General features: G+C 54.4%; 16 protein-coding genes. 13 read left to right on the top strand and 3 right to left on the bottom strand.

The annotated features are described in order from the left end of the window. Nucleotides 1-217 precede the first annotated feature (217 nt). The 13 genes from K2H17_RS08195 (at nt 218) to K2H17_RS08135 (ending at nt 23,767) form a co-directional block, all read left to right on the top strand. A complete protein-coding gene (locus K2H17_RS08195) occupies nt 218-1,702 on the top strand; it encodes a sialate O-acetylesterase (protein WP_300133641.1) in 1,485 nt (494 codons plus the stop codon). A 132-nt stretch (nt 1,703-1,834) separates the two neighbouring features. Continuing rightward, complete coding sequence (locus tag K2H17_RS08190; protein WP_300133638.1) at nt 1,835-3,163, top strand: beta-mannosidase; 1,329 nt, start codon at nt 1,835-1,837, stop codon at nt 3,161-3,163. Nucleotides 3,164-3,448: 285 nt separating this feature from the next. Beyond that, complete coding sequence (locus K2H17_RS08185) at nt 3,449-6,625, top strand: TonB-dependent receptor (RefSeq protein WP_300133644.1); 3,177 nt, start codon at nt 3,449-3,451, stop codon at nt 6,623-6,625. A gap of 18 nt (nt 6,626-6,643) precedes the next feature. Continuing rightward, nucleotides 6,644-8,377, top strand: coding sequence for a RagB/SusD family nutrient uptake outer membrane protein (locus K2H17_RS08180; RefSeq protein ID WP_300133635.1), 1,734 nt, complete (start codon nt 6,644-6,646; stop codon nt 8,375-8,377). A gap of 23 nt (nt 8,378-8,400) precedes the next feature. Next, nucleotides 8,401-9,705, top strand: a complete 1,305-nt coding sequence (locus K2H17_RS08175; RefSeq protein ID WP_300133633.1) for a glycan-binding surface protein — start codon at nt 8,401-8,403, stop codon at nt 9,703-9,705. Nucleotides 9,706-9,730: 25 nt separating this feature from the next. Further along, complete coding sequence (locus K2H17_RS08170; protein ID WP_300133631.1) at nt 9,731-12,037, top strand: hypothetical protein; 2,307 nt, start codon at nt 9,731-9,733, stop codon at nt 12,035-12,037. A gap of 72 nt (nt 12,038-12,109) precedes the next feature. Beyond that, nucleotides 12,110-13,831, top strand: coding sequence for a glycosyl hydrolase (locus K2H17_RS08165; protein ID WP_300133629.1), 1,722 nt, complete (start codon nt 12,110-12,112; stop codon nt 13,829-13,831). A 173-nt stretch (nt 13,832-14,004) separates the two neighbouring features. Further along, a complete protein-coding gene (locus K2H17_RS08160; RefSeq protein ID WP_300133626.1) occupies nt 14,005-16,443 on the top strand; it encodes a glycosyl transferase in 2,439 nt (812 codons plus the stop codon). Between the two features lie 44 nt (nt 16,444-16,487). Then, nucleotides 16,488-17,585, top strand: coding sequence for a glycosyl hydrolase (locus K2H17_RS08155; RefSeq protein WP_300133623.1), 1,098 nt, complete (start codon nt 16,488-16,490; stop codon nt 17,583-17,585). Between the two features lie 79 nt (nt 17,586-17,664). Further along, nucleotides 17,665-18,834: a glycosidase gene (locus tag K2H17_RS08150; protein WP_300133620.1), complete on the top strand. Its 1,170-nt coding sequence runs from the start codon at nt 17,665-17,667 to the stop codon at nt 18,832-18,834. A gap of 72 nt (nt 18,835-18,906) precedes the next feature. Beyond that, nucleotides 18,907-20,346, top strand: a complete 1,440-nt coding sequence (locus K2H17_RS08145; protein WP_300133617.1) for a glycoside-pentoside-hexuronide (GPH):cation symporter — start codon at nt 18,907-18,909, stop codon at nt 20,344-20,346. A gap of 8 nt (nt 20,347-20,354) precedes the next feature. Further along, complete coding sequence (locus tag K2H17_RS08140) at nt 20,355-21,587, top strand: AGE family epimerase/isomerase (RefSeq protein ID WP_300133614.1); 1,233 nt, start codon at nt 20,355-20,357, stop codon at nt 21,585-21,587. Between the two features lie 326 nt (nt 21,588-21,913). Beyond that, nucleotides 21,914-23,767, top strand: coding sequence for a U32 family peptidase (locus K2H17_RS08135; RefSeq protein ID WP_300133611.1), 1,854 nt, complete (start codon nt 21,914-21,916; stop codon nt 23,765-23,767). 5 nt (nt 23,768-23,772) lie between these two features. Here the strand turns inward: K2H17_RS08135 and K2H17_RS08130 are convergent, their stop codons facing one another. From K2H17_RS08130 to K2H17_RS08120, 3 genes are all read right to left on the bottom strand, one after another. Continuing rightward, the gene (locus tag K2H17_RS08130) at nt 23,773-24,147 is read right to left on the bottom strand and encodes a DMT family protein (protein ID WP_300133608.1); all 375 of its coding nucleotides are present in this window, start codon (nt 24,145-24,147) and stop codon (nt 23,773-23,775) included. A gap of 23 nt (nt 24,148-24,170) precedes the next feature. Beyond that, nucleotides 24,171-25,703: a bifunctional UDP-sugar hydrolase/5'-nucleotidase gene (locus K2H17_RS08125; protein WP_300133606.1), complete on the bottom strand. Its 1,533-nt coding sequence runs from the start codon at nt 25,701-25,703 to the stop codon at nt 24,171-24,173. A gap of 683 nt (nt 25,704-26,386) precedes the next feature. Continuing rightward, nucleotides 26,387-26,709, bottom strand: a 323-nt coding sequence (locus K2H17_RS08120; protein ID WP_300133604.1) for a hypothetical protein, incomplete at its 5' end; no start/stop codon positions are given.

Here is a 26,709-nt window from a genome sequence, read left to right as displayed (position 1 = left end):
CAGACCAAAATGTCAAAGAACTCTCTTTATTTGATGATTTCTAAACTAACGCGATTTTTATCGCACCAGTAGTAATTAAAAAAAGAAAATATAATACCATCGCCTGTGAAAGTTTTGGGCGCCTATGACTCTTCATCTCAGTCACATAGCTCGCTATGCTCCTTCGATTCAGAGTCATATCCACCTCAAAACTTTCGCTCAGATTTTAACTATTGTTATGAAACACCCTCTTAAAAGCCGTCTGACAAGCGCTTTGCTCCTTTCGGCCCTTGCCGCAAACGCCTTTGCGGTCGAACTTCCCGACATCATCAGCGACAATGCCGTATTTCAGCAGAACTCCCAGGCCAAGCTCTGGGGATGGGCCGATCCGGGCCGCACCGTGACGGTCAGCCCCTCATGGAGCGGCGGCAAAAGCTATCAGGCCAAGGCCGACAGCAAGACCGGTCGCTGGGAAGTAAGCGTAGCCACTCCGGCAGCCTCGTTCACTCCGCAGAGTGTGAGCTTTGACGACGGGAAAGCCCCGGTCAGGATTGACAATGTGCTGATCGGAGAAGTCTGGTTCTGTTCCGGCCAGTCAAACATGGAGATGCCTCTGCGCGGCTTCTGGTGCCAGCCGGTCGAAGGTGCGGCGCAGGCGATAGCCTATTCAGGCAAATATCCCGGCATACGTGTGGCCACCATTCCCAAGTGCGGTTCCTATACGCCTGAAGACAAAGTCGAAGGCAAGTGGAAGCTCTCGCGCCCGGAAAATGCCGGCGAATTCACCGCCTTGGGCTATTTCTTCGCCCGGTCGCTGACCGACATCCTCGACGTTCCCGTCGGGATCATCAGCTGTGCCTACGGCGGTTCGAAAGTCGAGGGCTGGATGCCGGAGTGGAAGCTCGACGAATATCCCGGCTGGGATGTGAAGAAAGAAAAATCACTTGCCGATTCGCTGTTGAAAGAATATGAGCGCATAAACGTGATGTACAACGCAATGCTCCATCCTGTCATCGGCTATACCATCAAAGGCTTCCTGTGGAACCAGGGAGAATCTAACGTAGGCCGTCACGACGAATATCCCGGCCATCAGCGCGACATGGTCAAGATCTGGCGCGACGAGTGGGGCCTCGGCGAACTTCCGTTCTATTTTGTCGAGCTGCCCGGCTGGAAATACGGCAACGGCGAGGAAACAGCCGCCGCACTCTTCCGCGAGTGTCAGCACAAAGCCGCCCGGATCACCCCGAACAGCGGCATTGTCTGCACCACTGACCTGATATATCCCTACGAACTTGAGGATATCCACGCCCGCAGAAAGCAGGAGATCGGCGAACGCCTCGCGTTCATGGCCGCAAGCCGCACTTACGGCATTGGCGGCATCCCCGCGACCTACCCGTCGTTCAAATCTGTGGATCTTCGTGGCGACAAGGCTGAGATCAGCTTCAACAACGCCGACGCCGGACTCAACCCCAACATGAACCTCCAGGGCTTTGAAGTGGCCGGAGATGACCACATCTTCTATCCCGCACAGGCCTCCGAGGACTGGAACAAGCGCACTGTCACCGTCAGCTCCGACAAGGTCAGGGATATAAAAGCCGTCCGCTACTGCTTCAACAACTTTGCCATCGGAACGCTGAAAGACATGAACGGAATGCCGCTCATCCCCTTCCGGACCGATGACTGGACCGACGCCCGCCGCGCATGTAACATCGCCGAAAAATAAGCCCTCTGCAAGACAGCAGCTTTTCACCTTGCAGAAGCGAATAAGATACAAACCAATACAATTTCTAAGCTAAGGTTCCCTAACAATTCCACTGACCCGCAGCCGATCAGAGGCTGCAAAAACTAAAAACACATGAAAAAATATAGATTTCTGATGCTTTCCGCCATTCTCTCTCTTCTTGGATCTACATTCTCCTCCTGCTCAGGTGGTGGCGGAAAATCATCGGTTTCTGTTGAAACCGACACTACATTTGTGACCGTCCGTGACGGACAGTTCTACATCGGTGACTCGGTTTACCGCTACGTAGGCACCAACTTCTGGTATGGAGCCATACTCGCCTCGGAAGGACGCGGAGGAAACCGCGAGCGTCTCGGTCGCGAACTCGACCGCTTGCAGCAAATCGGTGTCAGCAACCTCCGTATCCTTGCCGGCGGTGACGGCGATGAAGGCCTCGCCTCACACATCTCACCGACCCTCCAGACAGCGCCGGGAGTATATAACGACACCCTCCTGCGCGGTCTTGACTATCTGATAGCCGATCTCGAAAAGCGCGGAATGAAAGCCGTCATCTATCTCAACAACGCCTGGGAGTGGAGCGGCGGCTTCTCGACCTATCTCGAATGGGCCGGAGCCGGAAAGGCCGTCAATCCCGCCGACGCAGGCTATCCCGCCTACATGGCCTATGCCGCCAATTTCGTGCGCAACGATTCAGCCAAAGCCCTTGCCGCTGCCCACGTGCGCAACATTGTAGGCCGCGAAAACAGCCTGACAGGCCGTCCTTACAGTCAGTCTCCGGCCATCATGGCCTGGCAGATCGCCAACGAACCGCGCCCCTTCGCCCAGGAAAGCATGCGCCCCTTCGCCGAATGGATCGCCGAGACTGCCCGTCTGATCAAAAGCATCGACCCCAACCATCTTGTCTCGGTCGGCAGCGAAGGCTCCTGGGGATGCGAAAACTCGCTTGACCTCTGGTCGGAAATCCATTCAAATCCTGAGATTGACTATGCTACCATTCATATTTGGCCCTACAACTGGAGCTGGGTCAAGCCTCACAACCTGACCGACAGCGTCGGTACGGCCATCGCCAACACCGCAGCCTATATCACAGACCATCACAAGGCCCTCGCGGCCCTCGCCGGTGGCGACCGGTCGAAAATCAAACCGCTCGTGCTTGAAGAATTCGGCTACCCGCGCGACGGCATGGCCATAGCTCCCGGTTCGCCCGTAACAGGCCGTGACAGCTATTATACTTATGTGTTCGACGAAGTGGCCAATGGCGGCAAACTTGCCGGACTCAACTTCTGGGGATGGGGAGGCTATGCGCAGCCCGCCCATGAGACCTGGCAGCCGGGCGACGACTACACCGGCGATCCCGCCCAGGAAGCCCAGGGACTGAACTCGGTCTTCGCTTCGGATTCGACCACAATCTCGATCATCCGGAATGCAAATGCCCGATTGTGAGGATATTGTAAATCTTACACAAATAAATTTAACGCAGTTTAGGTTAAAATAGTATCAGAATTTAACTCACTGCTCAATTATTTGCAAAAAAGTGTTAGTAGGTGGTAAAAAAGTGTAAGGCGCTATGGGGGCTTTACACTAATTTTGCCATACATAGAAGAAAGATAAACCTGATATAAACGCAAACATTAACCCTAAAACCAATATCTCTTACCTTAAAATTGCAATATGAAAAGTAAAAATTTTGGCCTTAGAGGTCTGTTGACGGCATTGATGCTATGCTTTATGCTCTCCGCCGTCGCACAGGTCTCCGTGAAAGGTATCGTGCAGGATAAGTCGGGCGAACCGCTTATCGGCGCGACAGTGCAAGAGAAGGGCAACACCGCCAACGGTACCGCAACAGGTATCGACGGCGACTTCGCGCTTAAAGTGAAGTCAGCAAAAGCCGTTCTCATAGTTTCTTACGTGGGAATGAAATCCCAGGAAGTGGCCCTCAACGGCCGCACCGACGTGACCGTCACCCTTGAAGACGACTCCGAAGTTCTCGACGAAGTCGTAGTCGTTGGTTACGGTACCATGAAAAAGAGCGACCTCGCCGGTGCTTCAACATCGCTTGGCGAAAATGCGATCAAAGGTTCTGTCATCACCAACATCGACCAGTCTTTTCAGGGACGTGCTTCCGGTGTGTCAGCAGTTGCCACATCCGGTGCTCCCGGCTCGTCAAGCTCTATCCGCGTCCGCGGTCAGGCCACCATCAACGCCAACGCAGAGCCTCTCTACGTTATTGACGGTGTGATCGTTCAGTCAGCAGGTGGATCAAGTGGTCACGCGTTAGGTCTTGGTGATGCTCTTGGAAACGGTGATGTTACATCAGTATCACCTCTTTCCACCATCAACCCCTCTGACATCGTGTCAATGGAAATTCTAAAGGACGCCTCCGCAACCGCCATCTATGGTGCACAGGGCGCCAACGGTGTTGTGCTCATCACCACCAAGCGCGGTAAAGCAGGCGAAGCCAAATTTACCTACGACGGTATGGTTGCATGGCAGCGTCAGAACGAGCGTCTTGACATTATGAACCTGCGTGAATACGCCGAATATTTCAACGACTTTGTCGCTGACGGACAGGCAAAATCCGATCCCTATCTTTCTGATCCCTCGCTGCTCGGTAAGGGTACCAACTGGCAGGATGCAATTTTCCGCACCGCTCTCCAGCATCAGCATCAGGTAGGCGTACAGGGTGGTACCGAAAAAGTTCAGTACTATGTTTCCGGTTCATACATGGATCAGGAAGGTACTATCATCGGCTCTGATTTCTCTCGTTATTCATTCCGCGTCAACCTCGATTCTCAGTTGAAATCTTGGTTGAAACTCGGTTTGTCAGCCAACTATGCCAATACCGATGAAAATCTGAAACTTGCAGATTCTGAAAACGGTATTGTAAACTATTCGCTTACAACCAATCCGGATATACCTATCTATAATATCGACGGAAGCTATGCGACCATTGTGCGCGAAGGCCAGACCAATCCCAATCCCGTGGCAATCGCGATGCTCGACGAAATCAAGCTCGGACGTCAGAAACTCAACGGCAACTTCTTCTTGGAAATTCAGCCTGTCAAGCAACTCGTGTGGCATTCTGAATTCGGCTATGATATCAACTGGGTAAAAGCACAGACCTACAAACCTGTGATCGACCTCGGTTCCTGGAAGCGTGATGAGAACTCTGCGGCGATGTCGCGCAGCAAATATACTTTCTGGCAGGTAAAGAACTACCTTACATGGAGCGACAAGATCAGTCTGCTCAACTATTCGATAATGCTTGGTCAGGAATGTTGGGAATCCAAATATGAGGATACACGAATCTCCAATACCCGCCTCCCCAATGACCTTGTCCACAATCCATATCTCGGAACCGGAACACAAGCATTTACTAATGGTTATGGTTCAAGTGCGATGGCTTCCTTCTTCACTCGCGAGACCCTTAACTGGGACGGTCGCTATATGCTGACCTATACCTATCGTTATGATGGTTCGTCGAATTTCGGTCCAAACAACCGCTGGGCAGGATTCCACTCTGTTGCCGCAGCATGGCGTTTCAGCAATGAGAAATTCTTCTCAGGTATCGCCGACTGGTTCAATAACGGTAAACTCCGCCTCGGCTGGGGTCAGACCGGTAATGCCGGAGATAAAAGCTATCTATGGGGTTCGCCGCTCAGCTCACGCATCATGACCGGTCTTGGAGTCAGCTATCGTCCTACTCAGATTGCCAACCCGAATATCAAATGGGAATCTCAGGAACAGTGGAATATCGGTCTCGACCTTTCCTTCCTCAACAACCGCATCGACCTTATCCTCGACCTCTATACCAAGGAATCCAAGGATATGCTCATGAAACAGCAGCTTCCGACCTATATGGGAACAAACGGAAACGAATCTTCTCAACTTACAGCGCCTTGGGGCAACTTCGGCGACATCCGCAACCAGGGTCTTGAAATCACTCTCAACACCCGTCCCATCGATACCAAAGACTTCTCTTGGGGATCGGATTTCGTGATCTCGTTCAACCGCAACAAACTTATCAAGATCGACGGCAGTGATGCTTCGGTCATCATGGGCTATGGCCAGTGGTCTGATGAAGTATCACGTTCCGTAGTGGGTAAATCGCTCTACAATTTCTTCGGTTATGTGACCGACGGTGTTTACCGCGATCTTGAAGACATCCAGAACTCTCCGAAGCCCGCGGCCTATCCGACTAACGGTGTCTTCAACCGAAATCAGACCGTATGGCCCGGCGACATCAAGTTCAAGGATATCAGCGGTCCCGACGGTGTGCCTGACGGCGTAATCGACGCATACGACCGTACAGACATTGGTTCTCCGATGCCCAAATTCACATTCGGATGGACAAATACTTTCCATTACAAGGATTTCGATCTCTCTATTTTCCTTAACGGTTCATACGGCAACAAGGTCATGAACTATATGGCGAAGAATCTTACAAAAATGACTTCTTCGTGGGGTAATCAGCTGGCTGTTGTCAACGACCGAGCCAAGCTTGTGCCTATTGATCCCGACAAGGTTTATCCTGACGGACAGTACTGGTATGATGATATCACCAATGTACGTGTAGCCAATTATAAGACTAAGATTCCACGCCTTACAACAGGTAATCCTAACGCTAACGACCGCATCTCGGACCGTTACATAGAAGACGGTTCCTATATCAGAATCAAGAACATTACTTTAGGTTATACTTTCCCCTCCAGGCTGATCCGCAAAATGAGACTCGAAAACCTGAGAGTCTATTGCAATCTGCAGAATCTTCACACCTTTACCAAATATAAAGGTTATGATCCTGAAATCGGGGCAAGTTCGTCTTCTGCCAATGTCTATGGACTTGACAACGGCCGTTATCCCTCGCCGACAGTCTATTCATTCGGCTTAAATGTTTCATTCTAACTTCTCAGATTCCAAATCATGAAAATATCAAATTTAAAATATTGCATTCCTGTTGCTTTGATGGGCCTCGGATTCTCTTCATGTGAGGATTTTCTCGATCGTCCGAAAGAAGACGGCTATGTTGTAGACCAGTTCTATCAGAGTGATGAAGAGTGCTATCAGGGTGTCAACTATCTGTACAGTATGCCCTGGAACGATATGCTCCAGCAGATCTATCATATAACCGAAGACCTTGCAGGCAACTGCCACGAGGGCGGTGACAATGCTCCTTTTGTCCTCTTCTCTGTCGATGGAAGCCATGAAAAAATCAGAAAGTGTTCTGAGGCTTTGTGGCAGACCAATGCACACTGCAACACCGTCTACGGACTCCTGAAAGGTGCCAACGCTTCCGGCTATGCCAAGGAACGCGCTATGGGTGAGGCTCTGACCCTGAAAGCTCTTGCTTATTTCTATATTGTCAGACTTTGGGGAGATGTACCTCTTGTCCATGACAACGGTTCTGAAATCGGTGCCGGTATATCCAATACAAAACAGAAAGTCGACCGCCGTGACATTTATGAATATATCGTGATGACCCTTGAAGAAGCCATGAAACTTCTTGACGGCAAAAAATACGAACCCGGTCGCATTGACTATTATTCTGCTGAAGGCCTTTTGGCAAAAGTTCTTTTGACACGTTCCGGCCTTGGTCTGGAAGGCAGCCGAAATCAAGATGATCTTGATGCAGCAGCTCGTTATGCCAAAGATGTGATTGACAATTCCGGTCGCAGTCTGCTCTCTAACTATGAGGACAACTTCAAACTGGAATTTAATAAGAATCAGGAAGCTTTGATTTCTCTTGCCTGGTATGGTTCGCGTGATCCTTGGACTGCCAACAACTACTTGCAGCAGGAGGTTGGTATGAACGGTTTCGACAGCTACGGAATGTGCTGGGGCGACTGGACAGTGCCTTCCGCAGACCTTCAGGACGCTTTCGGCGTAAGCCCGCTGCGTTCGCCTGAGCAGAACCCCTCGGCTGACACCCGCCGCAAAGCCACGATGATGATGCCCGGCGACGTCTATCCGCAGTTCTGGCGCAACAAAGGCGGTTTCGACTACTTGCGCTTCCTCTACGATGCTGACTATGCACCCGGTAAGACTTATTCGCTCAATTCAGGAACAGGCGCTAATCAGGTGAAGCATCTTTACGGAAACTCTGAGGATCACTATCAGGGCCTCGGCTATTATCCGCAGGATCAGGCCAACGGCCTTGCAACCCATCTGCTCCGTCTCTCCGACATCTATCTTGTCTATACCGAGTCTGTAATCGGTAATAACTCTTCGACTTCCGACGCTTCGGCAATCGACGCTTTCTATGCCGTGCGCTCTCGTGCCGTTCACGGCGCCACCCGTCCTGCATCCGTATCGTTTGACGATGTCTGGAAAGAGCGCCGCCTGGAACTCGCATTCGAGGGTGACCGTTGGTTTGACTACGTCCGCCGCAGCTATTACGATGCCGCAGCTTGCAGCCGTGAGCTTGAAAGCCAGCGCAGATCCACTTATTACGGACTTGATGACCTCTATAAGACATATTATGAGACAGGTCGCTGGGTGCTCACAGAGTCTGTACGTTATGCTGAAGAAATCGAGCCTAACATTACTGTCGACAAGTCGAAATACACTCTTCCTCTTCCTGAAACCGATATCGTGTTCAACCCCTCGTTGATGAACGACCCGGTTCGCGTTGATATCCGTTCAACCTATTCTTATTAATATTCAAATCAGTATATCACGACATGAAATTAAATAAATATTTATCTTCGATAATCCTCATGGCGGGAGTGTTGGGGCTTTCCCTCACTTCATGCGAGGATCAGCCTGATAAATTTGAAGCCACGGGTGGAACACCGGTTGTCAAATACGTCCGCATGGCTTCAGTGGAATCGGCAGACTCTCTTATCGAAGCAGCCTACATGGAGAGCGTCATCTGTCTTGTCGGTGACAATCTTCGCAGCATCAATGAAATTTATTTCAATGATCAGAAAGCGGTCCTCAACACGAGCTATCTGACAGACCATACCTTTATTGTCGCTATCCCCGGCGGTATTCCTGAGGAAGTGACAAATAAGATCTATATGGTCAACAAGGCAGGAAAAAGAACTGAATATGACTTCAAGGTCCTTGTTCCGAAACCGGTCATCACTTCTGTGTCCAACGAATGGGCCAAACCGGGTGAAGAAATAACCGTATACGGCGATTTCTTTATTGACGATCCCAACGTACCCCTCTACGCAACTTTCCCTGGAAACATCAAGGCAGAGCAGGTTTCCCAAATAACCAAAAACTCCTTTAATGTTGTTGTTCCGCAGAATGCAGATCTTGAAGGCACGATTTCCGTGACATCCATCTATGGAACCGGTCAGAGTTCGCTGCACTATCGCGATACCCGCGGCATGCTTTTCGACTGGGACGGCGTCAACGGTCTTGCCATCGGCAACGGCTGGCGCAGCGGTGAAAAAGTCCTCCAGACAGGAGCGGTGGAAGGTATCGAACCTCTTGACGGCAACTATATTCTCTTCAACAAGGAGTTAATGACCAATAGTGATTGGCCTGATGAGGATGCCGTTTCGTTCAACTACTGGCCCAATGTCTCCGACGGCCACCAGGAACTGAGCACCATGCTCGGCGATGAATTCGATCCCACATCCTGGTCTGACTATGCCCTGAAGTTTGAGGTCTGCATCCCGTCGTCAACTCCGTGGACAGGTGTTGCGCTGAACTGCATCTTCACTTCTTATGCCGAGACAAACATGGAGAATAATCCTACTAACGGTTATATCGGCAGTGATGACAACGCACGTGCTCTTTGGACTCCCTGGAGCTCAACAGGTTCTTACGATACCGGAGGCCGTTGGACCACCGTCACCATTCCGCTCTCGAATTTTGTCTTCACCCGTTATGCGGACACTCCTAAAGTTCCGCTGAGTGCAGAATCTTTCTCAGGCCTTACATTTATTGTCTATGCCGGCTCTCAGTCTTCGGAAGTATCAAGCCGGATCTATATCGCCATTGATAATATCCGCCTTGTTCCGAATAATTAATTCGCTGATTTTAATACGAATAACAATGAACTTCAAATATAAATTCTCAGCATTGCTAATGGCTGGTGCATTGATGCTGTCTGGTGTCACATTTACATCTTGTGACGATGACAATGACCTCAATACCAACCAATATGTGGGAGGGGTTTCTCTGAATGTTTTTGGTCCGTGTCCCGTTGCCCGTGGCGGTGAACTCCGCTTCCTCGGTTCCGGCATGAATCAGATTCAGTCTGTCACGCTTCCCGGTACCGGTGAGATAACCGACATCAGGGTTATTTCCAATACCGAAATCCGTATCACCGTTCCCCAGAATGCCGAACCCGGTCTGGTGACTTTGAAATATGCCAAAGGCACCATTACGACTAAGACTCCTATTTCTTTCACCGAGCCTATCTCGCTTGAAAGCTTCGCTCCGACAACTGTCAAGCCCGGTGACGAGTTCACCATTGCCGGTGATTATCTCAATCTCATCCACGAAGTTATTTTCAGCAAGGATGTGGTTGTGTCGGAAGATGACTTCCTTGCTCATTCACGTGCTGAAATCAAGCTCCTTGTTCCCGCTGAGGCTCAGTCTGGCAAGATCATTCTCAGCGACGCAGCTGAAATGCCTAACTGGATTTATTCAGAGGAAGAACTCGTTGTCACTCTGCCGATTGCTGAAAACGTTCTTGACCTTACAGGTGTCAAGCCCGGCAACACCATCACCGTCAAGGGTGCCGACTTCGACCTCGTCACAAAGATTGTGATGCCTAACGGTGATGAAGTCGAGTTTACTATCAATGACGAAGGAAATGAGCTTTCATTCGTACTTCCTGCCAACGTGTCAAACGGCACAATCCGCATGGTTCCCGCCTCAGGCGTTGAGATCGCAGTTGCCACTATCGGAGTCGCAGTGCCCGAAGATGTAGTTGCAGAACCCGCCGCTGACATCTGGGCCGGTGACGTCATCAAACTCAAAGGCCTCAACATGGAGCTGATCACCGAAGTGGTCTTCCCCAATGTTGAAAAGCCTGTGGCTCCCGAAACCCAGTCGGCCACTGAAATCACCCTCGTTGTCCCTGTCGGAACTCAGAGCGGCAACCTCATCCTCAACACCGCCTCAGGCGAATCAGTTGAGGTGGCCGTCGCTACCCTCAAGCCCGAAGCCGTAGGCTTTGACCCGCAGCCCGCCGCACTCGCCGGCGCTCTCACCGTCAAGGGCCGCAACCTTCAGAACGTAGCCTCAATCACCTTTGCAGGCTCGACAACAGTCGAAGTCTCTAACCCGACATCGACAGAATTCTCCGTGACAGTCCCCGCAACCCTTTCAGCCGGAGCTAACGCCGTAACACTCACTCTGACAAACGGCGAGAGCGTGGAAGTCGGCAATGTCGAACTCTCGGCTCCCGAATGTGCCTATGCCACTGAACTTCCCGGTGAAGACACCGAGATCCGTGCCGGAGAAACTTTCGTAGTGACAATAGCCAATGCCGATAAACTTACCGGCGTACAGGTCAACGGTCAGAACGTCCAGTACATCCTCAACGGTTCGATGCTCATTATTCAGGTTCCCGGTTCCGCCGGAAAGAACTCAAACTTCACCCTTGTTTCGTCAAACGGTTCGATCAGCTATGACATCGCTGTTATTCCTGCTACCCATGTCGGAATGACCATCTGGTCAGGCATGTGGGAGAACACCGGCTGGGGCGGAAATCAGGACCTTGCATGGGGCGGCTATGACTGGAGCCAGGTGCCCGAAGGTGCGACCCTGACTCTCTACATGACTCCGACCGTAGCCGAAGGCGAATGGTGGTGCGTATCTCTCCGTCACGCTGACGGATGGGGCAATCTGCCCGCCCCGATCCCCGGCCAGTATGACAATCCTGAAAACGGCGTTCTCTCCGTAGTCCTGACCAAGGAAGTCCTTGCGGACATCGTTGCCTGCAACGGTCTTGTCATCACCGGATCTCAGTTCGTACTCAACAAGGTCGACATCGAATGGGAGATATCTCTTGAAACCGCTATCTGGACAGGTGCCTGGGATTGCGGCGCCTGGGGCGGCAACCAGGACCTCGCATGGGATGGCTATGACTGGTCTTCTGTCAAACCCGGTCAGATCCTCCGCTTCTACATGACCCCGGCAGTCGCTCCCGGCGAATGGTGGTGTATTTCTCTCCGTCATGGCGATGGCTGGGCAAATCTTCCCGGCAATGTTTACAGCCAGATCGACACTCCTGAAAACAACCTCCTTGAAGTCTCGCTGACGAAGGAGATCATTGATGACCTCGTGGCCAATAACGGACTCGTCATCACCGGCCAGGGCTATCGTCTTGACAAAGTGACTATCGAATAAAGATGACTGAAAATCCCGTCCTGCGGACAAGACCTTGTCCGCAGGCGGGTTAAAAAATCCGATACCAATAAAATGAACAAGATTAAATATTATTTCTTAGCAGCTGTGGTCAGCCTCTCGCTTTCAGCTTGTAATGACGACGACAACAGCTACAACATGCTCGACGGCATCGGGATGGTCAACCGTTCTGTATCGGTTACCGACGGTGTGACTGTACATGCCGGTCAGCTTGACAAAATCACCCTCGACTACAACAATCTGGTCGGGATTGATGCGGAAAAGGCTGTCACTCTCAACGGTCAGGCTCTCACTCCGGTTGTCAATCCTGAAAACCGCATGCAGGTGATCATCCCCGTATCCCTTAAACCATATACGGACTACACCCTTGTGATTCCCGAAGGTGCCTTCTATCGCAGCGACAATCCCAAAGTGATGGCCGAAGGCATGACGATCACATTCAACACCAACGCCGGTGCCAATCCCGCCAACCTCGCGAAGTCGCTCACCAACCCCAACGCCACTCCCGAAGCCCGGAAGGTCTATCAGTTCCTTCTCGACAACTACGGTGTCAAGCAGCTCTCCGGCGCAATGGGTGAGGTCGCATGGGGCACTGCCTTCTGCGATCTGATCAAGGAGAAGTCCGGCAAATTCCCTGCAATCGTAGGCTTTGACTATATCCACCTCGCATCTTCGCCCTCCAACTGGATTGACTACGGCGACATCACCCCCGTGCAGAAAGTCTGGAACGCCGGCAGCATCCCCGCTGTCACCTGGCACTGGAACGTCCCGATGGAAGTCTGGACCGGTGAAAGCCAGATTGGTGACTGGGGTAATCTCCGTCTCGACAAAGAGGAAATGCCCGGTGCAATGACCTTCTGGGAAAATACCCAGGACGGCACCTATCTTGTCGTCAAGTTCAAGGATGCAGCCGCTGACGCTCAGGGAGCTGTCAAGGGTAGTGACTGGGATGCCGTCATGCCGTCCACTGGATATTTTGACCTTACCGACGATCAGAAAGCCGCCGGTGAATATCGCGTCCGCCTCAATGGCGAAGCCGCTGCGAAGATCCGTGAAGGCGGTGTCATCATTTCAGGTCAGAACTACACCGTCACCGGCGTTTACTTCGAGCTTACCTGCCGTGACACCAAAGATGTCAAAGGCTTTGATGCCTCCAAGGTACTCACCCCCGGCACCCGCGAAAACACAGTAGCCACCGCCGACGTGGCCAAGCTCGCAGGCTATCTGAAACTTCTCCAGGATGCCAACATCCCCGTGCTCTTCCGTCCATTCCACGAAGCCGCCGGCGCATACCAGTGGACATGGTTCTGGTGGGGTAACTCAGGTGTCGATGTGACCAAAGATCTCTGGAAATGGCTCCATGACACACTGACAAATGACTATGGCCTCAACAACCTCATCTGGGTATGGACCGCAAACTATAACTATGGCATGGACCTCGCCGACGTCGAGACTCTCCAGTCGGAATATCCCGGTGACGCCTATGTCGACATCGTCGGCACTGACATCTACAAGGAAGCCATGTCTGACCAGTCAGCCGTCTTCAATCTGATTCAGGAAGCCACCAACGGCAGCAAGATTATCGCACTCACAGAAACCGGCAATCTCCTCGATCCCGATTCCCAGTTCAACAACAACGCTCTCTGGAGCTTCTTTATGGGATGGTATGAGCAGGATGCCAACGGCCCCGGATTCCTGACATGGAACCTCAACGGCGAGTGGAACACCGTTCTCAACAATCCTCTCGTGCTTAACCAGGGCGATTTCTCGTTTTGATGAATGATCCGGATCGCCCGGACTGAATAAGGGGGTATCAAAACCGATACCATCAGGCAACATTTTGATACCCCCTTCTCTTTTTTCGCTTTCTTTCCTCTATTCTTTTGAAATTCCATTTTAGTTACCTTTGCAGGATTTCAATCCACATATTTAACTAACTGTAAAAAACAATGAAATACGGCTATTTCGACGATCGGAACCGCGAATATGTGATCACCGAGCCTCGCACTCCCTGGCCCTGGATCAACTATCTCGGAAATAAAGACTTCTTCTCTCTCATCTCAAACACAGCCGGCGGTTACAGCTTCTACAAGGACGCCAAGTTCCGCCGTCTGACACGCTATCGCTATAATGGCGTCCCGATGGATGCCGGTGGCCGCTATTTCTACATCAAGGACGGTGACACCGTCTGGAACCCCGGCTGGAAACCGACAAAAACTCCGCTCGACGCCTACGAGTGTCGCCACGGCATGAACTACACCGTCATCACCGGCGAGAAAAACGGACTTGAGGCCAAGGCCCTCTTCTTCGTCCCCCTCGACACCCATGCCGAAATCACCAAGCTCACGCTTACCAATAAATCTGACTCCCCCAAGAGCTTCAAGCTCTTTTCATTCATAGAATGGTGTCTGTGGAACGCAGCCACCGACATGGAGAACTTCCAGCGCAATTTCTCCACCGGCGAAGTCGAGATCGACGGCTCGACAATCTACCACAAGACCGAATACAAGGAACGCCGCGACCACTATGCGTTCTACACCGTCAATGCCCCCGTCGACGGCTTTGACACCGACCGCGAGACCTTCATCGGACTTTACAACGGCTTCGACGAACCCGATGCCGTGATGGAAGGACGCCCGCGTAACTCCGTGGCCCACGGCTGGTCGCCCGTAGCCTCCCACTGCCTTGAAATCACCCTCGCTCCCGGCGAGTCGCGCGATCTCATCTTCATGCTCGGCTATGTCGAGAATCCCCAGGAAGAGAAGTGGGAGTCGAAGGGCATAATTAACAAGGCTCCCGCCCGCGCGATGATGGCCGCATTCGATACCCCTGAGAAAGTCGACAAAGCCTTCGCCGAACTCCGCGCCTACTGGGACGAGCTTCTCGGCCGCTTCTCCGTCCGTTCGGGCGACGAGCGTCTTGACCGCATGGTCAACATCTGGAACCAGTATCAGTGCATGATCACCTTCTGCTTCTCCCGTTCGGCCTCCTTCTTCGAGAGCGGCATCGGACGCGGCATGGGTTTCCGCGACTCCAACCAGGATCTCGTCGGCTTTGTCCACCAGATCCCGGCCCGTGCCCGCGAGCGCATCATCGACATCGCCTCCACTCAGTTCCCCGACGGCGGCTGCTACCACCAGTATCAGCCCCTGACCAAGCGCGGCAACAACGACATCGGCGGCGGATTCAACGATGACCCCATGTGGCTCATCTTCGGCACTGTCGCCTATATCAAGGAGACCGGCGATCTCTCGATCCTCTCCGAACCCGTGCCTTTCGACAATCAGCCCGGATCGGAAGTCTCCCTGATGGACCACCTCAGAGTCTCATTTGACCACGTCATCAACAACCTCGGACCTCACGGACTCCCGCTGATCGGACGCGCCGACTGGAACGACTGTCTTAACCTCAACTGCTTCTCGAACGATCCTAACGAATCGTTCCAGACCACCGAAAACCGATCGGAAGGCTCGAAAGCCGAGTCGCTCATGATCGCCGGACAGTTCGTCATCTATGGCCGCGACTATGAGGAACTCTGCCGCCGCATGGGTCTCGACGCCGAGGCCGACCGCGCCCGCGCTCATGTCGAGGCAATGGTCGAGGCTGTCAAGAAACATGGCTGGGACGGCGAATGGTTCCTCCGCGCCTATGACTACTTCGGACGCAAGGTCGGATCTCATGAAAACAAGGAAGGCAAGATCTTCATCGAGTCGCAGGGCTGGTGTACGATGGCCGGAATCGGACTTGAGGAAGGTCTGCTCGAACAGTCGCTCGACTCAGTGAAGAAATATCTCGACTGCGAACACGGCATCGTTCTCAACAACCCCGCTTTCACCGAATATGTCATGGACTACGGCGAAATTTCCACCTATCCCGCAGGTTACAAGGAAAACGCCGGCATCTTCGCCCACAACAACCCCTGGGTCATCATCGGCGAGACTGTCCTCGGCCGCGGCGACCGCGCCTGGGAATACTACCGCAAGATCTGCCCCGCATATCTCGAAGAGAAGAGCGATCTGCACAAGGTCGAACCCTATGTCTACTGCCAGATGACCGCAGGCAAGGACGCCGCGAAGCCCGGCGAGGCCAAGAACTCATGGCTGACCGGAACCGCTGCCTGGAACTGGTATGCCATCACCCAGTTCATCCTCGGCATCCGTCCCGGCTATGACGGCCTTGTCGTCGATCCCTGCATTCCCGCATCGTGGGAGGGCTATGACGTCAGCCGTCGCTTCCGTGGCGCTGCCTACCGCATCTCCGTCACCAATCCCGACCATGTCAGCCGCGGTGTGAAGAGCATCATCGTCAACGGCAAGCCCGTCGAAGGCAATGTGATCCCCCTCCAGCCTGAAGGCACCGAAAATAAAGTTGAAGTAATCCTGGGCTGAATAGTCCCCCAGTTCTTACCTCGTCATCTCCACACATCCAGCTGATGAAAAATTATCTCATATCCCTCGCAGCCGCCTGTCTGCTGACAGCCTGCGGCTCAGGCAAAGCAACAAGCGAACAGATGCCGACTGACTCTCTCTCTCCGGTTCAGGCTCTCGTGGCCCGTCTCGACTCTGCCTCCGCCTCAGGCCGCTTCTTCTTCGGCCATCATGACGACACCGCCTATGGCCATCGTTGGGCCTATGCCGCCGATTCTTCTGACGTCAGAAACGTCACCGGCCAGTATCCCGGCCTGATGAGCTGGGATCTCGGCATGATCGAACTCGACTCGGCCCGCAACCTCGACGGAGTGCCTTTCACCTTTATCGCGGCACAGATCGCAGCTCAGCACGAGCGCGGCGGCATCAATGCCATCAGCTGGCACCCCGTCAATCCCTCCTCGCGCGGAAACTCCTGGGATGTCTCCACTGCTCCCTTGCGTCTGCTTGAGACCGACAAGGCTCTTGCCGACACCCTTGACGCCTGGATCAGCCGTGCGGCCCGTTTCGTGGCATCGCTCAAGGACTCGGACGGCAATCCGATTCCGGTCATCTTCCGCCCCTGGCACGAAAACTCCGGCTCATGGTTCTGGTGGGGCAAGGACAGCGCGTCGCCCGAACAGTACATCGCGCTCTGGAAGCGCACCCGTCAGGGCTTCGACGCCCAGGGTGTCGACAATGTCCTTTGGGCCTACTCTCCTGACAAGGATCTGACCCGCGAGGAATATCTCTCCACCTATCCCGGCGATGAATATGTCGACATTCTCGGAACCGACATCTATCATTTCGACGGTGAAAACGGCGTTGAGCAGTTCACTGAGCGCATCCGCTCGCAGCTTCCTTTCGTGGTTGACGAGGCCCGCAAGCGCGGCAAGATCGCAGCCTTCACCGAAACCGGCCTCGAAGGCCTTGAAATCGCCGACTGGTACACCCGTGTGCTCCTTCCCGCGATCGACAGCATCCCCGTGGCCTACGTCTGCGTCTGGCGCAACGCCATCGAGAGCGAGAAACCCAATCATTTCTATGTTCCCTATACCGGCCATCCCGCCGAAGCAGACTTCCGCAAATTCCATTCAACCCCCCGACCCATATTTGTTGACTGAGACCCCGTCAAGCCTTTCTCCGATACTTTTTCGCAGGGTTTCTGAAACTTCAAACCATAAAAAACTTTGAATTATTCCGATGGATCTTTTTAATTATCGCAAAAATCTTGTCCTTGCCCGTTATGAGGCACTTGTCACCCGTCCGAATGTTGCGATTGAGGGCAACGGTGTCTATGAACGCTACGTCAACCCCGTGATCACCGCCGAAATGGTGCCGCCGACATGGAAATATGATTTCAATCCCGCCACCAACCCCTATTTCATGGAGCGCATCGGCTGCAACGCCACTCTCAACTCCGGTGCCATCAAATGGAATGGAAAATATGTGCTCATGGTGCGCGTCGAGGGCAACGACCGCAAATCATTCTTTGCAGTGGCCGAAAGCCCCAACGGAATCGACAACTTCCGTTTCTGGCCTCACCCCGTCACCATGCCTGACACTGACGATCCCGCTACCAACGTCTATGACATGCGCCTCACCCGCCATGAAGACGGCTGGATCTACGGCCTTTTCTGCGTGGAGCGTCACGACGATTCCTGCCCCGGAGATCTCTCGGCTGCCACTGCCGCCTGCGGCATTGCCCGCACACGCGACCTCATCAACTGGGAGCGCCTTCCGGACCTCAAGTGCAAGTCGCAGCAGCGCAACGTTGTGCTCCATCCCGAATTCGTCAACGGCAAATATGCCCTTTACACCCGCCCGCAGGACGGTTTCATCGACACCGGCAGCGGAGGCGGCATCGGCTGGGCGCTGATCGACGACATAACCAATGCCGAAGTCACCGAAGAGACCATCATCGACCGCCGCTACTACCACACCATCAAGGAAACCAAAAACGGCGAAGGACCTCACCCGATCAAGACCCCCAAGGGCTGGCTCCATCTCGCCCACGGTGTGCGCGGCTGCGCTTCGGGTCTGCGCTATGTCCTCTATCTCTACATGACATCGCTTGAGGAACCCTGGAAAAAGATCGCATCTCCCGGCGGCTACTTCATGGCGCCCGTAGGCGAGGAATATATCGGCGACGTGATGAACGTCCTCTTCACCAACGGCTGGATCGCCGACGAAGACGGCAAGGTGTTCATCTACTATGCTTCGTCCGACACCCGTATGCACGTGGCCACCTCGACCATCGACCGCCTCGTCGACTACTGTCTCAACACTCCGGAGGACGGCCTTTCCACCTCTGAATCCGTCAGGACCCTCAACCGCCTGATCGACAGTAATCTTGAAATCCTCGGCAAATAAACCGTATCTGCGAATTGGCCCCTCAATCGACCGAGCGGGCCAATTCGCCGTTTCATCTTACCTTAACATCTTATGGCTCCTTTAAAAGAAAAAATAGGCTACGGCTTCGGCGACATGGCCTCATCCATGTTCTGGAAAGTCTTCAGCTACTATCTCCCGTTTTTCTATGCCAACGTATTCGGCATAAGTCTCGTTGACACCGGTGTGCTCCTGCTCGTCACCCGCATCTGGGACGCAGTCTCAGATCCGATGATGGGCATTGTCGCCGACCGCACCAAAACCCGCTGGGGCAAATACCGTCCCTATCTGCTGTGGGTGGCCGCTCCATTCTCCATCTGCGGTATCCTCCTGTTCACCACTCCCGACTGGGGCTATGCCGCTCGACTCGTCTGGGCCTACGTCACCTACATTCTCATGATGACGGTCTATACCGGCATCAACGTGCCCTACGGAGCCATGCTCGGTGTGATGACCGATGATTCGCAGGAAAAAACCGTCTTCTCGTCCTTCCGCATGTTCTTTGCCTACGGAGGTTCCTTCATCGCCCTCTTCGCCTGGGATCCCCTCTGCAAATTCTTCTCCTCGTCAATGGACATGTCGCTTCAGAGCAGCTGGCAGTTCGCAATGATCGTCATCGCTACCTGCTGCTTCGTCCTCTTCCTCCTCTGCTTCTATTTCACCCGCGAGCAGCTCACAACCGTCAGCTCGGCCTCGCTTGGAAGCGACCTCAAGGCTCTCGTCACCAACAAGCCCTGGTGGCTTCTCAACGGCGCGTCGCTCTGTTTCAACCTCTTTAACACCGTCCGTGGCGCCACTGTCGCTTTCTTCTTCGCCGACATCATCGGCGGCGAGCAGCACATTGTCATCTTCTCCCTCTCGCTCCTCTTCTACTCAGGCCTCTTCCTTGGCGTAGGCGAAGTTGCCAACATGGTCGGTGTGGCCCTCGCTGTGCCCATCACCAACAAGGTCGGCAAGAAACCGACTTTCATCATGGTCGACGCTCTGCTGATCATCTTCAGCGTCATCTTCTTCACCCTCTCGCCCGCATCCAACGGAGGTCTGCTGCTGATGCTGCTTCTCCAGATCGTGATTTCCGTCCTGACCGGCGTGATGTCGCCTCTGGTTTGGTCTATGTATGCCGACGTCAGCGACTACTCCGAACTCAAGACCCGCACAGCCTCCACCGGTCTGATCTTCTCCTCTGCTTCGATGGCACAGAAGTTCGGCGGGGCCATCGGCGGCGCTGCCGTGATGTGGCTTCTGAGCGGCTGCGGCTACATTGAGCGCACCGATGCCAACCAGGGTATGAATATCGTCCAGCCTGAGAGCGCCATCAATTGTCTCTGGATGCTCATGACCTTCATTCCCGCCGGTGTGGCTCTGCTCTCGATGCTCATCGTCTGGATCTATCCGCTCGGCACAAAGGAGATGACCGAAATCGTCGCCAAGCTCAAACTCCAGCGCGAGAAGCCTGTTGATGCCGACCCCGATGAATTTGTCGAACCCGTCTGAATGAAAAAATGAATCAGGAAACAATCAAAATCTTCCGTCAGGAACTGCTTGACAACCTGACGCAAAACATTCTTCCATATTGGCTTGAAAAGATGACCGATCCGCGTGGCGGTTTCTACGGGCGGCGCGACGGCGATGACCGCCTTGATGCCGACGCACCCAAAGGTGCCATCCTGAACGCCCGTATCCTCTGGTCATTCTCCGCAGCCTATCTCGCTACCGGCAACCCCGACTATCTCGCCGCCGCCACACGTGCGCGTGACTATATCGTCTCACACTTCATTGACTCCGACTTCGGCGGTGCCTACTGGAGCCTCAACGCCGACGGCACTCCTCTCGACACCAAGAAGCAGTTCTATGCCATAGCCTTCATCATCTATGGACTTTCGGAATATTACCGTGCCTGCTCCGACGAGGAGTCTCTGCGTATTGCCGTCGGGCTGTTCGATGCCATTGAGAAGCACTCGCGCGACCGCCTGAAAAACGGCTACATCGAGGCAACCGCCCGTGACTGGCAGCCGATCGCCGACATGCGCCTCAGCGACCATGATGCGAACGCCTCGAAGACAATGAATACTCATCTTCACATCCTCGAAGGCTACACCAACCTGCTGCGCGCCCTGAAAGAGAAATGTCCGGCTTCTTTCGAAAGCCGCGTCCCGGACGTTGAGGAGGCTACTGCAAACCTGCTGGAGATTTTCCTTGACCGCATCGAGAATCCCGCCACCCGCCATCTGACACTCTTCTTCGACGACGACTGGAACGAGCAGCCGGGAGCCGAGAGCTACGGACATGACATCGAGGCCTCATGGCTCCTCCTGGAGACGGCCCATGTCATCGGCGACCAGGCTCTCACCGCTAAGACTCTTGACCACACTTTCCATATCGCCTCCGCAGGCCTCCAGGGTCGTTGTGTCGACGGCTCGATGGTCTATGAGCGTCATCCTGCCGGAAACTATGACAACGACAAGCACTGGTGGGTCCAGGCCGAAAACGTAATCGGACAGCTTTGGCTCGCGCAGTTCCACGGCATGCCCGAACAGCTTGAGCGCGCCCGGCAGTCCTGGCGCTATATCGCCGACAATCTTGTGGATCCCGCCGGTGAATGGCACTGGTCCCGTCGCGCTGCCGACGGTTCCGTCAACCGTTCTGACGACAAAGCCGGATTCTGGAAGTGTCCTTACCACAACTCCCGCATGTGCATCGAGGCTGTGCGCACTCTCGACAGTTTCATTGACTGATCTCCGTCAGCTTCACGAGCCGAAGCCGGGGCGATTGACTGATGTCTCGTTCCCCCTGCGGCAATAATCATAACCCTCGCAGCGTTTATTATTAGCGCCGCGAGGGTTTTCTGAATAGAAGAGCTGGTGATGCGGCCTTTCATGGCCGACGTGCACCCCCTGTTCAAAAAACGTGCTCTGCGCCACTCTTCACGAGCCGACGCAGAGCAATCATTATAATCAAAAAGCTAATTCTATTACGTTTTATGTCTTTTTGACTCGACAAAAGCGCTTAGGTTTAATATTAAAATTGTGTTTTAACGTCATTTAACAATCTGATTGTCTCTATGGCCATACTGACTCCGACACCTCTGGAACTACTCGCACCGGCCCGCACCGCCGACACTGCCATCGCGGCTGTCAACGCCGGTGCCGATGCCGTCTATATCGGCGCCTCAAGCCACGGCGCCCGTCGCGCCGCCGCCAATTCCGTGGCTGAAATAGGCCGTGTGGCTGATTTCGCCCACCGTTTCGGAGCCAAGGTCTATGCGACGGTCAACACGATTGTCTATGACGACGAGATCCGGTCCGTTGAGAAGCTCGTCGGAGAGCTTTACCGCGCCGGTGCCGATGCACTCATCGTCCAGGACATGGCGCTCCTGCGCATGGATCTGCCCCCGATCGAGTTGCATGCAAGCACACAGTGCGACATCCGTGATGCGGCCAAAGCCCGTTTCCTTGCCGATGTCGGATTTTCGCGCCTGGTCCTCGCCCGCGAACTGTCGCTTAAAGAGATTGCCGAGATCCATGCAGCCGTCCCTGACACTCCTCTTGAAGCCTTCATCCACGGCGCTCTCTGCGTAAGTTACAGCGGCGACTGCCGTGCGAGCTTCGTCTCCACCGGACGCAGCGCCAACCGCGGGGAGTGCGCGCAGATCTGCCGCCTGCCTTTTGACCTGATTGATGCCGACGGACGGCCTCTTGTCAGAGGCAAACATCTGCTTTCGCTGCGCGATCTCAACCGCTCGTCGGTCATCCCTGAGATGGTTGCGGCGGGTGTCAGCTCTTTCAAGATCGAAGGCCGCCTGAAGGATGATGCCTATGTCAGAAACACCGTTGGCGCTTACAGCCGTATCCTAGACCGCTTTGTCAGTGAAAGCGAGGGCCGCTATGTCCGCCAGTCGGCAGGTACGGTCCGCCTGGGCTTCACTCCCTCGCTTGACAAGAGCTTCAACCGCGGCTTCACGTCCTATTTCCTGACAGGACGCGCCCCGGCCAAGGGGATGGCTTCGATGGCGAGTCCCAAGGCGATCGGCACGAAAATCGGAACCGTCACAGCCTGCAATCAGAAATTCATCACCGCCCGGCTCGATGCAACTCTGGCCAACGGTGACGGCCTTGGATTTTTCACCCCGGCGGGAATTTTTTCCGGCTTCCGGCTCAACCGTGTTGAGGGCAACCGCCTTTTCCCGGCCTCCCCGCAGTCGGTTCCTGTCGGCACTCCTCTCTATCGCAACCGCGACAAGGAGTTTGACGATCAGATCGCAGCTTCGAAGTCCTCGCGCACGCTGAGTGTCGACATGTCACTTCACGTCCGTCTTCCTGATCGCGTCATGCTCGAAATGACTGACGAGCGCGGCGTCTCGGCCTCGGTGGTCACTGTGCTTGACTCTCCGCTGCAATCGGCTGTCACTCCGCAGGCAGGTCCGCGCCGGAAGATTCTTGACAAATTGGGAGCCACTGACTATCGTGCGGGCCGGATCGCTGACCTTGCAGGCGATTTCTTCATTCCCGCCTCCGCCCTTGCCTCACTCCGCCGCGACTGTGTCGCTGCTCTTGAGCGGGCCTCGCGCATGACCTACCGTTATGAAATCCGGCGTGCGGAAAACGCGGAAGCCACACTCCCGCAGGGCACCCGTCTGACCGTCCATGACAACGTGGCCAACCGCCTTGCCCGTGAGTTCTATGCCGACCACGGGGCCGTTGAGATCGGTGCCGCAGTCGAGACCGGCGGCGACCGCTGCGAGGCCCCGGTGATGACAACCCGCTACTGTCTGCGCCGTGAGCTGGGCCACTGTCTGCGCGAGCCTGAGGGCCGTAAATGGAAAGGCCCGCTGACACTTGTCAGCGGACCTCTGAAACTTCGGGCCGACTTCGACTGTCAGGCCTGCCGGATGAATCTCTACCACATCGGCGAGTGATCCCGTCAGCTTTCCATGAATACCAGGTAGACGGCGGCTATCAGCAGACAGAATGCCAGGAAGTGGTTCCAGTGGAGCGATTCGCCCTTGAAGAATAGGATTGTGAAGACCGTGAATACCAGCAGCGACACAACTTCCTGCATTACTTTGAGTTGCAGCAGTGAAAACTGGCCTCCGTTGCCGATGAAACCGTAGCGGTTCGCCGGCACCATGAACAGGTATTCGAACAGAGCCACACCCCACGACAGCAATATGACCGTCAGAAGCGGCGTCTGTGAGGTGATGACTTTCATTTCAGAAAGTTTCAGTTGCCCGTACCAGGCAAAAGTCATGAAGATGTTGCTTATGACAAGCATTCCAAGCGTGAGCCATCCGTTCATAGTCTCGTCGTATGCTCTTATTTTTAGAATGCGTTCATTCGCGGTTTGTTGTCAGGCGATCCGAGCAGGCTGTCGAGTTTTCCGGCAGAGATATAGTCGATCAGGATCGTGTAGAGCACTTCGGGGCTCTTGGCAATCATCACACCCTTCTTCAGCGGCTCCATATAGTCGTTGCCGGCGGCGAGATAGTCGATGGTAGCCAGACGGTAGGTGCGGTTCGGATCAACGGGTTTGCCGTCGATGGTGGCGCTGTTGACCTTCTTGGTCGAGGGATCGTAGACCACATTGACATTGCCGCTCACACCGTTGCCGTCCTGCGAGGCCATGACGGCGAAGTTGTCGAGCAGATCCTTGCCTTTGATTTCAAGCACGACGATCGAATTGTCAAACGGTGCGATGTCGATGATCTTGCCCTGTGTGATCGGGCCTGCCGCCAGAGAATTGCGGATACCGCCTTTGTTCATGATCGACAGATCGACTGGCTTTCCGCAAAGTTCCTTGCCGCGAACTCTGACAAAGTCGCTCAGAAGATTGAGCATTTCGGTCGACTTGCGTTCGAACTCGAAAGGCGAGTTGCCGATCACCTGCGAGCGCATCGAGTCGACTTTCGCGCGGTAGGGAGCCACGATGCTTTCGATCTTCGAGCCTACGCGGCTGTCCAGACGGCTGTCGACGGGGATGAGCTTGGCAGAGACCTCCTTGGTGTCGAGGTTGATGTCGATCTCGCCGAGGTTCACGCCGCTTGATCCGGTCTGCAACACGCTGATGGTGTCGCCGGCGGCGTTGGCCACTCTCCATGTCGGGACTCCGGCGCGCTTGTCGGCAGGATTGACCACAGTGTGGGAGTGTCCGCCGATGATCACGTCGATGTCACGCGAGTTGCGGGCAAGATCCATGTCGCTGTAACCCGGTTCGTTGTCATAGCCGATGTGGGTCACGGCGATCACCATGTCGGCCCCGTCTTTTTTCAGCTCTGCGGCCTGTTCGTTGGCCGCCTTGATGCCGTCGATATATTTGACGCCGGTGTAGTTCGACTCGGTCACGATTCCTGCCGGGTCGAGGTTGATGCCGATGAAGCCCACGGTCTTGTCACCGATTTTTTTCATCACGGCAGGCACAAACAGGCCGTCAAGCGTCGAGCCTGAGAAGTCATAGTTTGTGCTCAGGCGATCGGCGTTGAGCTGTTTCCACTCTTTGGCAAGCTGCTCCATGCCCTTGTCGAACTCGTGGTTGCCGAGGATCTGGATGTCATAGCCCATAGCGTTCATCACCTTGCGTTCCACCTCGCCTCCGAAGAGCGTATAGTAGAGCGACCCCTGCACGGCATCGCCTGCATCAATGAGCATGACGTTTTCATTAGCGCCGCGCACACTGTCGATCAGCACATCGCGCCGCGCCACGCCGCCGAGGTTGTGGCGGTCCGGGTCAATGGCCGAGTGAGTGTCGTTTGTGTGGAGGATCACAAGCCGGTTGGCCGATTCGTCTTTCTTCGTGCAGCTGCTTCCGGCGAAGAGAGCCGCTAAAGCACATGCGATCAGTAGTCTGTTGAGCTTCATATTTTTGTGTGGATATATATCTGAATTACAACCGGCGGTCAGCAAAAGTTTTTCCTTGGTAAAATTTGCCGACTCTTGGTTTCACGACTGCAAAATTAGTAAAAATCCTTGAACCTCAATCTCTAAAACTGCAAGGGGCGCATGACGCGGTTTCGCACCTACGGCGCTCTGTCGAGGTGGGGAATGGCGTTTAACCACAGCTGCGGACCGCGATGCGGCCCTTGCAGTGGCCTGAATTCTCCCGACCGCTAACGCGGCCAGCCTGATGCAGGGCAGATGTCATGTAGGGATGGCGGGGGCGGATGCCGTGCGTGGAGGGGCGTTCCATACTTGTAGGGCTGTACCACGGTGCAGCCGTTTCACACGGGAAAACCGAGTCCGGGGATCACGTGGGAATGGCGGATGCTCCGTGGAGCATCCCTACAAGAGGGTGGCGGCAGGCGCAGGGGCAGCTGGATTGTCCGGTGGGTAGTGAACGGGGATTGTTTAAGATCAGGCGCGGGGGCAGCGGGACTGTCCGGTGGGTAGAGAATTGGGTGCTGTTTGAGATCAGGCGACTGGGGCAGGCCGCGTTAGCGGTCGGGAGAATTCAGGCCACTGCAAGGGCCGCATCGCGGTCCGCAGCTGTGGTTAACCGCCATTCCCCACCCCGACAGAGCGCCGTAGGTGCGAAACATGTGGGCCTACTGACGGGCCAGACGGCGCGTCAGACGGTTTGCCGCACGGCGCACCTCCTGCTCGTAGAGCCTGCGTTCGCGGCGGTTACGTGGGACGAACGGCGCCGGATCTTCCGATTCTTCATCGCTCGCAACATCCGCATTGTCCTTCACGGCTGTTTCCTGTTCTGCCCCCTTCGAGGCGGCTAAAACAGCAGCGAGCGCACTGAACTGCTTATCCATGCTCGCAGCCTTGTCGGCGGCACGCTGACGCGCACGGCGTGAACGCTGGAGAGCCTTGTCGATCTCCATGCGCAGCAGATTGAAAACCAAAATAACAGTAGTGTCAG

The organism is Duncaniella sp. (assembly GCF_029054785.1).
Taxonomy (GTDB): Bacteria; Bacteroidota; Bacteroidia; order Bacteroidales; family Muribaculaceae; genus Duncaniella.
The sequence above is the reverse complement of the archived record's forward strand: the minus strand, read 5'-3'. Positions and strand labels throughout refer to the sequence as shown.